The 9576-nt window shown below is 72.3% G+C and carries 8 protein-coding genes and 1 pseudogene; 6 read left to right on the forward strand and 3 right to left on the reverse strand.

Annotation, left to right across the window (positions count from 1 at the left end; translation table 11 throughout):
* The first annotated feature begins 482 nt into the window (after positions 1–482).
* Positions 483–911 carry a Ros/MucR family transcriptional regulator gene (locus tag MET9862_RS26950; RefSeq protein ID WP_142586002.1) on the forward strand — a complete coding sequence of 143 codons (429 nt, stop codon included), beginning with the start codon at positions 483–485 and terminating at the stop codon, positions 909–911.
* Between the two features lie 137 nt (positions 912–1048).
* Entirely contained in the window at positions 1049–1825 is a 777-nt protein-coding gene (locus tag MET9862_RS26955; protein WP_142586003.1) for a restriction endonuclease, read from the forward strand.
* Between the two features lie 116 nt (positions 1826–1941).
* On the opposite strand, the gene MET9862_RS26960 is transcribed toward MET9862_RS26955, so the two are convergent.
* Positions 1942–3438 carry a D-alanyl-D-alanine carboxypeptidase family protein gene (locus MET9862_RS26960; protein WP_142586004.1) on the reverse strand — a complete coding sequence of 499 codons (1497 nt, stop codon included), beginning with the start codon at positions 3436–3438 and terminating at the stop codon, positions 1942–1944.
* 248 nt (positions 3439–3686) lie between these two features.
* Here MET9862_RS26960 and queE point away from each other — a divergent pair, with 248 nt between their 5' ends.
* Positions 3687–4319: a 7-carboxy-7-deazaguanine synthase gene (gene queE / locus MET9862_RS26965; RefSeq protein WP_142586005.1), complete on the forward strand. Its 633-nt coding sequence runs from the start codon at positions 3687–3689 to the stop codon at positions 4317–4319.
* Positions 4320–4332: 13 nt separating this feature from the next.
* Here queE and MET9862_RS26970 read toward each other — a convergent pair whose 3' ends face one another.
* Positions 4333–5220, reverse strand: coding sequence for a LysR family transcriptional regulator (locus tag MET9862_RS26970; protein WP_142586006.1), 888 nt, complete (start codon positions 5218–5220; stop codon positions 4333–4335).
* A gap of 106 nt (positions 5221–5326) precedes the next feature.
* Here MET9862_RS26970 and MET9862_RS26975 point away from each other — a divergent pair, with 106 nt between their 5' ends.
* Positions 5327–5773 carry a DMT family transporter gene (locus tag MET9862_RS26975; protein WP_142586007.1) on the forward strand — a complete coding sequence of 149 codons (447 nt, stop codon included), beginning with the start codon at positions 5327–5329 and terminating at the stop codon, positions 5771–5773.
* A 124-nt stretch (positions 5774–5897) separates the two neighbouring features.
* Here MET9862_RS26975 and MET9862_RS26980 read toward each other — a convergent pair whose 3' ends face one another.
* On the reverse strand, positions 5898–8042 hold the full coding sequence (locus MET9862_RS26980; protein WP_142586008.1) for a S9 family peptidase: 2145 nt from the start codon (positions 8040–8042) through the stop codon (positions 5898–5900).
* A 437-nt stretch (positions 8043–8479) separates the two neighbouring features.
* Here MET9862_RS26980 and MET9862_RS26985 point away from each other — a divergent pair, with 437 nt between their 5' ends.
* A complete protein-coding gene (locus tag MET9862_RS26985) occupies positions 8480–8914 on the forward strand; it encodes a Ros/MucR family transcriptional regulator (RefSeq protein WP_142586009.1) in 435 nt (144 codons plus the stop codon).
* A gap of 338 nt (positions 8915–9252) precedes the next feature.
* Positions 9253–9576, forward strand: a pseudogene (locus tag MET9862_RS26990) (DUF6456 domain-containing protein); the annotation flags it as partial.

Here is a 9576-nt window from a genome sequence, read left to right on the forward strand (position 1 = left end):
TTCTGGCTCGAGGTCAGGCCCTGGTTGGCCGCCTGGATCGCCTGGACGCCGTTCGAGATGTTGTCGAGCAGGGTGCCGAGATCCGAGGAGCGGTTCGACTCCCGCGCGCCGGCCCCGACCAGGGCGACCGAGCGCGGCGCCAGCAGCGCGTCGAACCGGTATGTGCTCACGCCTTCGCTCCTCGCCCGCGCGGCCCAGGGATCCGGATGGCGGACCCGGATGGCGAACCCGGGCGGAAGATGGGTCGCGCAGCCCCCGGCGTCACCCGGATCGGTGCGGTTTAGATCCCGGCAGGCGCCGGCGCTGCACGGCTTCAACAATCGTGACAGAACTGGAGAACCTAACATTTTTATCTATTGCTAAAAGATAGCGGACACCATAGTAGCTCCCAATCGACAACCTTGAATGTGCGCCACACCGCAGGGCATCCGTCCTGGCCGGCGCATCGGCATGTGCTATAGGGACTGGGGGGAGAATTGCAGATGTCCGTCGAGAACGGCATTGCGCCGGACTACGTCGCGCTCGCGTCAGAGATCGTTTCGGCCTTCGTCGCCAACAATTCAGTCCCGGTCTCCGAGCTGGCCGGGCTCATCGCCTCCGTTCACGCAACCCTGAGTAGTCTCGATCAGGCCGCCGCCGCGCCCGCCCCCCTGACGCCGGCCGTGCCGATCAAGCGCTCGATCACGCCGGACTATCTCGTCTGCCTGGAGGACGGAAAGCGCTTCAAGTCGCTGAAGCGGCACCTGCGCAGCCGCTACGGCCTGTCGCCGGAGGAGTACCGCGCGCGCTGGAACCTGGCGCCCGACTACCCGATGGTGGCACCGAACTACGCCGCCGCCCGCTCCGAACTCGCCCGCACGATGGGTCTCGGCCAGCAGCGCCGCAAGGGCCGGACCGGCACCAAGGGCTGATCGGAGCGCGATCCACAGACAAGGATCGCCCTCCGCGAGCCCGGACCGGCCCGTTAGAGAACGGGCAAGCATCGGCTGCGATCACCAGAGGCGTGCCGGGCCCCGGACGGGGCCGCTTCCTCGTCGCGAGCCCGCTGATGTCGCGGTCCGAAGCCCGCCCGCCGAACCTCGTCGCCCGCCTGTTCTGGACGGGCGTCCTCGCCGGCCCGCTCGCCCTCGCCTACGGCCCGCCCGGGCTCGCCGCGACGGGGGCGGCCTTCGGGCTCGTGCTCCTGCGCCACGTCGACCGGCCGCGGCGCTTCCGCGCCCGGATCCGGCGGGTGGCCCGGGCCCATGCGCGCACGCTGGCCTTGCGGCGGCGGCAGGAATGCTTCGTGGACGCCTACGGCAACGAGATCCGCGACGGCTGGCTGCGCGAGTGCGACTACTTCCTCGACCGCACGGTGCTGCCCCAGCTCGCGCAGGCCTTCCCCGATTACGTGGAGTCCCGCCGGGCCGAGGCGCTCGCGGTGGTCGAGGCGGTGGCGGAGACCGTCGCGCTGCCCGACGAGGCGGAGGCGTTGCCCGAGGACGGGATCGGCTACGAGCGCTTTTGCCTTGCCCGGCTGCGCGCGGCAGGCTGGCGGGTGCACCCGACACCGGCGAGCGGCGACCAGGGCGCCGACATCGTCGCGAGCCGCGGCGGCAGCCGGCTCGTCCTGCAATGCAAGCGCTACGGCAAGCCGGTCGGCAACGCCGCGGTGCAGGAGGCGGCGGCCGCCCGCAACTACTGGGAGGCGGATGCGGCGGCGGTGGTCTCGAATGCGGGCTTCACGCCTGCCGCCCGCAAGCTCGCCGCCGCGACCGCGGTGCTGCTCCTGCACCACGACGACCTCGACGACCTGCACGAGCAGGACCTGCCGGCCGAAGCCTGAAGGTCCGGGATTCCAAAGGGATCATCCCTTTGGTGGGGTGCAGGGGCGAAGCCCCGGCCTCTTCCAGGGCTCCGCCCTGGACCCGCGAGAGGGGTGACCCCTCTCGACACCCGGGTCTATTCGTCGGCCTGGGCCTTCTTGGCGGCGGGCTTGGCCGGCTTCGGCGCCGGCTTGGCGGCGGCCTTCGGAGCGGGTTTGGCGGCGGGCTTGGCCGCGTGCTTCGCACCCGGCATCGTCGGGGCCTCGACGGAGGTATAGGCCGTGGCGCTCTGCGGCAGGGCGCCCTGCGGCTTCTTCGGCGCGGGCTTGGCCGCGGCGCGGGTCGTGGCCGGCTTCTCGGGCTTGGCCGCCGCCTTGGCCTGGGCGGCCTTCTCGGCCCGGGCCGCCTGCGCCTGGCGGGCGGCCTCCTTGGCAGCCTCGCGCTTGGCCTTGGCGGCTTCGAGCTTGGCCTGACGCGCCTCGGCGGCAGCGGTCTTGGCCGCGTTCTCCTGCTGGGCGAGGAGCGCCTGGCCCTCGGCCGGATCGCGCCCGATCCAGACCGCGACCGGCTGCAGGGGCGCGCGCGGCGGCAGGGTGCGGTTGCGCAGCGCGGTGCTGCTGAAGGCGGCCATGGCGGCGGCCGGCGAGGAGGCGGCGGTGGCGCCCATGAACTGGGCGACCGCCCCTTCGGCGCCGCTGGCCGCGATCGCTCCGGGGCCCTCGTCGATCGCCGGCGCCTTCTTGCCCCCGCAGATATAGGGGCGCATGTCGGGCGGGGCGGGGCTGGCCGAGGGGCTGAGGGATTCGAGGCTCTGGCTCGTCCAGCCGGCACTCTGGGTGAAGGCGTAGTCGAACAGGTCGGCGGTCTTGAGGTCGCGCTCGCGCGCGCTCGGCTGACCCATCACCACCGCGACGATCCGGCGGCCGTTGCGGGTGGCGCTCGCCACCACGTTGAAGCCGCCCGAGCAGATGAAGCCGGTCTTCATGCCGTCGGCGCCCGCGTAGCGCCCGAGCAGGCCGTTGTGATTGGCCATCACCGCCTTGCCGAACTGGATCGCCGAGATCGAGAACAGGTCGCGCGAATCGGGGAAGTCGCGCATCAGGGCGCGGGCGAGCACGGCCATGTCGCGGGCCGAGGTCCATTGCTGGGCATCGGGCAGGCCGTTCGGGTTGGTCCAGCGGCTCTCGCGCATGCCGATGCGCTGGGCGGTCTCGTTCATCATCCCGGCGAAATTCTCGACGGAGCCGCCGAGGCTCTCGCCGATCGCCCAGGCCACGTCGTTGGCCGACTTGACCATGATGATCTTGAGGGCGTTGTCGAGGGTGAGCTGCGTGCCCGGCCGGAAGCCCATCTTGGAGGGCGGCTCAGCGGCGGCGGTGGGCGAGATGGTGATCAGGCTGTTCAGCGAGGCCCGGCCCTGCCGCACCAGATCGAGGGCGACATAGGCGGTCATCAGCTTGGTGATCGAGGCCGGGTACCAGGGGTCGGTCGCCGCCTGCCCGTAGATCACCTTGCCGGAATCCACGTCCACCACCAGGATCGGCGCGGTGACGGCCTGCGCCGTGCCGGCGGCGACGAGCCCTGCGAGCGCCGCGAACGCGCCGGTGAGACGCCTCAGGATTCGGTTCGACATCAGGTCTGACTCTGAGATGCTGCGCCGGGGACCGGGGGGTTCCGCCGCGCCGCCGAAGGCTGAGGTAGGACGGCGGACACGGCCCGGCGAGCCCGGCCGGATCCGCGCCCCGCCCCGTTCAACGCGGCCACCGTGGCGAGAGCATGGCGGGCGCGCGGTTGTCCCCCGGCCGGCAGGCCGGAGTGGCGCGGCGGCGATCCGGCGCTTATGTGCGGTGCGGGAGGGCCAGCCGGCCCCACGGCGACGTCATGGCATACGCGGTCAAGGAACTGTTCCACACCCTCCAGGGCGAGGGCGCCCAGGCCGGGCGCGCCGCCGTGTTCTGCCGCTTCGCCGGCTGCAACCTCTGGTCCGGCCGCGAAGAGGATCGCGCCACGGCCGCCTGTCGCTTCTGCGACACCGACTTCGTCGGGCTGGACGGGCCGGGCGGCGGGCGCTTCGCCGAGGCCGAGTCCCTGGCCGCGGCCATCGCCGCGACCTGGGCGGGCGGCGCGCGCAACCGCTACGTGGTCTTCACCGGGGGCGAGCCCCTGCTCCAGCTCGACGCGGCCCTGATCGCGGCGGTCCATTCCCAGGGCTTCGAGATCGCGGTCGAGACCAACGGGACGATTGCCGCGCCCGCGGGCATCGACTGGATCTGCGTCAGCCCCAAGGCCGGCAACCCGCTGGTGCAGCGCTCGGGCAGCGAGCTGAAGCTGGTCTTTCCCCAGGAGGGCCTCGACCCCGAGACCTTCGCCGAGCTCGACTTCCGCCACCATTTCCTGCAGCCGATGGACGGCCCGGACCGGGCGGCCCATACCGGCGCGGCGGTCGCCTATTGCCGGACGGATGCCCGCTGGCGCCTCTCGCTCCAGACCCACAAGATCCTCGACATCCCGTAGCTGAGGCAGGCCCTCAGGCCAGGGCGTCGCGCTCCGCCCTCAGCAGCCGCACGAGCCGCTCGGCGAGACTGCCCGGCGGGCGTCCGGCCGGGCGCAGCAGCAGCGTCTCGATCGGCAGCTCGGGCCGGAACGGCCGCAGGGCCACGGCCGGGCCGGCGACCTCGCGCGCCGGCAGCGGATCGACGATGGCGAGCCCCAGCCCCTCGGCGACGAGGCCGCAGCGCGCGGCCGTGTACTGCGCCATCAGGGTGAAGCGGGGCGTCACGCCGGCCTCGGCGAAGGCCGCCTCGACCGCCTGCTGGAACGGGCCGGGCCCGCCTGAGATCAGCGGCTCGCCCGCGAGATCGCGCGGCCCGAGGCTGCGTCGGCGCGCGAGCGGGTGCCGCCGGGGCAGCGCGCAGAGTGCGGCCATGGCCAGGAACGGCTCGGCTTCGACGCCCGGATGGCCGGCGCGCGGGCGCGCCAGGCCGAGGTCGCACTGGCCGGACGCCGCCCAGGACCAGATCGTGTCCGGGCTCGGCACGTGGACCGAGACGCGCACGCCCGGGCATTCCGCATCGAGGCGCCGGATCGCGCGGGGCAGCAGCCGCGCGGCGAGCGAGGGCTGGCAGGCGATACGCAGGGCGCCGGTGCCGCGCTCCCGGATCGCGCGGGCGGCCCGGCTCAGCTGCTCGAGCCCCGCATAGGTCTGCGCGACCTCGTGGGCGAAGGCCGCCCCTTCCGGGGTGGGCAGCGCGCTGCCATGGCCGCGCACGAACAGCGCGAAGCCGAGATCGGCCTCGAGCTGCGCGATGGCCCGGCTGACATGCGGCTGGCCGATCCCGAGAACGGCGGCCGCCCGCGTCATGCCCCCGTGCCGGATCACCGCCCGGAAGAGGTCGAGATGGGCCGGGTTGATCATGCCGGATCTGCATGGAAACGGGCGGATGACGCATTTGACGGCATGGGTCGCGGATGGTTGTCAAGGCGCGACGGGGCCGCCCCCGGGTCACGCGACGGGTCCGCCGATGCTCAACCTTCTCCTGCCCACCGGCCTCGCCGTGCTCGCCGGGATCAGCCTCGTCGCGCAGCAATTGCTCAACACGAGCCTGCGCGCCGCCCTGAACTCGGCCGTCTGGGCCGGCTTCGTCAGCTATCTCGTCGGGCTCGCCTGCATGGCCGTCCTCGCCGCCGCCTTGCGCGATCCCGTGCCGGCCGCGGGCGTCGCGGCGCGCCTGCCCTGGTGGGCCTGGACCGGCGGCGCGTTCGGCGCGCTGTATATCGGCCTCGCCATCCTGCTCGTCCCGCAGCTCGGCGCGGCGACCTTCCTCGCCCTGCTCGTGGCGGGGCAGATGCTGGCCTCCCTGGCGGCCGATCATCTCGGCCTGCTCGGGCTGGCGCAGCGGCCGGTCGACCTCCCGCGGCTGGCCGGCGCCGTCCTGCTCGTCGCCGGCACCGTGCTGATCCGGCGCTAGGTCCCGGGTGTCGAGAGGGCTCAGCCCTCTCGCGGGTTCGAGGCGCGGAGCCCGGGTCATCGACGATCAGGGCTCCGCCCCGATACCCGGCCAAAGGGACTCGTCCCTTTGGGATCCCCCGACCTCAGGCCCGGCCGACGGCCCGCAGCGCGAAGCCGTAGATCAGGCCGACCTCCTCCAGGCGGTCGAAACGGCCGGCGGCGCCGCCATGGCCGGCCTCCATGTTGATGCGCAGCAGGACCGGGCCGCCGCCGGTCATGGTGGCGCGGAGCTTCGCCACCCATTTCGCCGGCTCCCAGTAGGTCACGCGCGGATCGGTGAGGCCGCCGAGCGCCAGGATCGCCGGATAGTCCTTCGCCGCCACGTTGTCGTAGGGCGAGTAGGACAGGATGGTCTCGAAGGCCGCCTCGCTCTCGGCCGGGTTGCCCCATTCGGGCCATTCGGGCGGGGTCAGCGGCAGGTCGCCGTCGAGCATGGTGTTGAGCACGTCCACGAAGGGCACGTCGGCGACGATGCCTGCGAACAGCTCCGGCGCGAGGTTGGCCACCGCCCCCATCAGCATGCCGCCGGCGCTGCCGCCATGGGCCACGATGCGCTTAGGGGCCGTGTAGCCGGCCCCGATCAGGGCCTGGGCGCAGGCCACGAAATCGCTGAAGGTGTTGGGCTTCTTCTCGCGCTTGCCGTCGAGGTACCAGCGCCAGCCCTTCTCCGTGCCGCCGCGGACATGAGCGATGGCGTAGACGAAGCCGCGATCCACCAGCGAGAGCAGGTTGGTGCGGAAGCCCGCCGGCATCAGCGTGCCGTAGGAGCCGTAGCCGTAGAGGAGCAGGGGGGCCGTGCCGTCGATCGGGCAGTCGCGCCGGTGCAGCAGCGAGATCGGCACCTCCGCGCCGTCGGGCGCGGTGGCGAACAGGCGCCGCGTGACGTAGGCCGCCGGGTCGTGCCCGCTCGGCACGGTCTGGCGCTTGCGCAGGGTCCGCTCGCGGGTGACGCAATCGTAGTCCCAGGTCTCGGCCGGCGTCGTCATCGAGGAATAGACGAAGCGGATCGTGGCGGTGTCGAAGGCGTGGCCCGGCTGCAGGCCGAGGGAATAGGCCTCCTCCGCGAAGGCGACGGCGTGCTCCGCGCCCGTGCCGAGGTCGCGCACGACGATGCGCGGGCGCGCATTCTCGATCTCGAGGCGCACCAGATGGTCCGCGATCGGATGCAGGTGGCGGATCATCACGCCCGCACGGTGGGGCACGAGATCGCGCCACTGCGCGCGGCCGGGCGTGGCGCGCGGCGCGGTGACGATCTTGAAGTCCTCGGCCCCGTCCGCGTTGGTGAGGATGTAGAGGTCGTCGCCCCGGTGCTCGACGGAATAGATCAGCAGCGGCTCGCGCGGCTGCACCACGGTGAGCGCCGCCGCCGGGTCGTGCCGGTCGAGGAGGTGGACCTCCGCGGTCTCGTGGTCGCTCGCGGTGACGGCGAGGTAGGCGCCGGACTGCGTCTCGCCGATATGCACGAAGAAGCCGGCATCGCGCTCCACATAGACCGTCTCGTCCGATTCCTGCGCGGTGCCGACCCGGTGGCGCATCACCTTGGCCGGGCGGTGATTCGCGTCCACCGCGACGTACCAGAAGCTCTGCCCGTCGCCCGCCCAGATCGCCTCGCCCGAGGTCGCCTCGACCCGGTCGTCGAGATCGGCGCCGGTGACGAGGTCGCGCACGCGGATCGTGTAGAGTTCGGAGCCCTTGGTATCGACGCTCCAGGCGAGCCGGCCGTGGTCGTCCGCATGGACCGCCGCGGCGATCTCGAAGAAGGCGAGGCCCTCGCCCTCCCGGTCGCCGTCGATCAGGATCTCCTCGGCCGCCGCGTCGCCGAGATCGTCGGGCGCGCCGGGCGGGCGCGCCGCGCTCCGCTTCCGGCGGCAGACGAGCGGGTGCTGCCCGCCCTCGCGGTGGCGGGTGTAGTAGGCGAAGGGCCCGTCGGGCTCCGGCACGCCGCTGTCGTCCTCGCGGATGCGCCCGCGCATCTCGGCGACCAGCGCCTTGCGCAGGGCGGCGTCGTCCGCGAGCACGGCCTCCGCATAGGCGTTCTCCGCCCGCAGATAGGCGGCGATGTCCTCGGGCAGCGCCGCCGGGTCCTTCAGCACCGCCTGCCAGTTCGCAGCTTTCAACCAGGCATAGTCATCGCTGAGCTGCCGCCCGCGAACGGTGAAGGCATGGGGCCGGGCCTCGGCGGCCGGCGGATCGGAGGGGCGGGGAAAGGCTGCGGAGTCTGACGCCATCACACTCGTCTTCCGGACGCTCTCGAAGAGGCTGCGGGGTCACGCGGCGGACTCGCCGGAACCGTCCCCCAGACCTGCACCCGCAGCCGCCGCGGGACAAGGTCCCGGCGGTCGATTGCGCCTGCGGCGGGGGAGCAGGTTTCAACCTGATATGCACACCAATAGGTTGTGGAGCGATTTCAGATCGATATATCAAATTGATGCTTGAGGCCTGCAAGTCCACAGAACGTATCCGCACGAGTCTCGATGGTCTTGCGAGCGCAATTCGGATGTCATAGAGAAAATGTCGTGGCGTGAGGGGCGCCGCGCAATGAACAGCTATGAGCGGGCGTGATCGGCGCGACGCATCGCGGCGGCGCGACGTATAGACCCGGCCGGCCTCGACAGCCGGAACCGGGCGATGCTGCCCGCCTCGCGTCTAGAGGACCTGCATCGTCATGACCGAACCCAACAGCGCGGCCGCCTATATCGAGCTCGCGGCTGAGATCGTCTCGGCCTATATCAGCAACAATCCCGTCCCGCCGGGAGAGGTCGCTCCGCTGATCGGCCGCGTGCACGCGGCCCTGACGGGACTGGGCTCCGCCCAGCCGCAGGCGAAAGCGCCGGCCGAGCCGCAGCAGCCGGCCGTGCCGATCAAGAAATCCGTCACGCCCGAATACATCGTCTGCCTCGAGGACGGGCGCAGCTTCAAGTCGCTCAAGCGCCACCTGCGGGCGAAGTACGACATGAGCCCCGAGCAGTACCGCGCCAAGTGGGGCCTTCCCTCCGACTACCCGATGGTGGCGCCGAACTACGCCAAGGCGCGCTCCGACCTCGCCAAGGCGATCGGTCTCGGCCAGGTTCGCGGCGGCACCTACGACGCGGCGGCCTGAGCGCCCCGGCTCCGCGCGACGCCCGGGCCTCGAGCCGCTCCCGATCGCGCTGCAATCAGGAGCGGCGCCAAGTCTTTAGTTTTGGCGCGCTCTCTCGCGCCGAACCGGCATCCACTTCGGCGGAGAGCGCTCTGGATCGGTTCGCCGCGAGACCGCACGCAGACCGGGAGCGTGAGCCGTGCCCGCCCGGATCGGGCACGGCTCGCACCGCCTCCGGCTATGCGGCGCCGACCGCCGGGGAGCGGGCCGGTGGATAACTCGGATGCGTCAAGTCTTGACGTAGGATCATTTTCTGCAAACGTATGGTGGCCTACTCCGCGCTCAAGTCGGAACAAAACATGAACAAGCCCTTGCGCCACCCGCTCCGCACCGCGACCGCCCCCGCAGGGACCACCCTCGGCCGGGCGGCGGAGCGCCTGCTGGCGGGGCTCGGCCGTGACGGCGCCTACGCCTTCCCCGATCCCCTCGACCCGGCGACGCTGATCCTGCGTGCGGGCGCGACGGGCGTCTCGCTCGGGGCGGGCCGCTTCCCGGCCGAGGCCGGCCGAAGCCTCGTCGCGGCCGACCTCGCCGAGGAGCGCGGCCCGCGGCGCCATCTCGTCCTCAGCGCGGCCGGCCGCGCCCGGCTGCGCCGGCAGGGCGCCGAGCCGGAGACCGGCTAC

It is taken from the genome of Methylobacterium symbioticum (assembly GCF_902141845.1).
GTDB lineage: Bacteria > Pseudomonadota > Alphaproteobacteria > Rhizobiales > Beijerinckiaceae > Methylobacterium > Methylobacterium symbioticum.

Coding starts and splice junctions, on each gene's coding strand:
- MET9862_RS26950 (WP_142586002.1), top strand. CDS start 483: ATGTCCGTCGAGAACGGCATTGCGCCGGACTACGTCGCGCTCGCGTCA.
- MET9862_RS26955 (WP_142586003.1), top strand. CDS start 1,049: ATGTCGCGGTCCGAAGCCCGCCCGCCGAACCTCGTCGCCCGCCTGTTC.
- MET9862_RS26960 (WP_142586004.1), bottom strand. CDS start 3,438: ATGTCGAACCGAATCCTGAGGCGTCTCACCGGCGCGTTCGCGGCGCTC.
- queE (WP_142586005.1), top strand. CDS start 3,687: ATGGCATACGCGGTCAAGGAACTGTTCCACACCCTCCAGGGCGAGGGC.
- MET9862_RS26970 (WP_142586006.1), bottom strand. CDS start 5,220: ATGATCAACCCGGCCCATCTCGACCTCTTCCGGGCGGTGATCCGGCAC.
- MET9862_RS26975 (WP_142586007.1), top strand. CDS start 5,327: ATGCTCAACCTTCTCCTGCCCACCGGCCTCGCCGTGCTCGCCGGGATC.
- MET9862_RS26980 (WP_142586008.1), bottom strand. CDS start 8,042: ATGGCGTCAGACTCCGCAGCCTTTCCCCGCCCCTCCGATCCGCCGGCC.
- MET9862_RS26985 (WP_142586009.1), top strand. CDS start 8,480: ATGACCGAACCCAACAGCGCGGCCGCCTATATCGAGCTCGCGGCTGAG.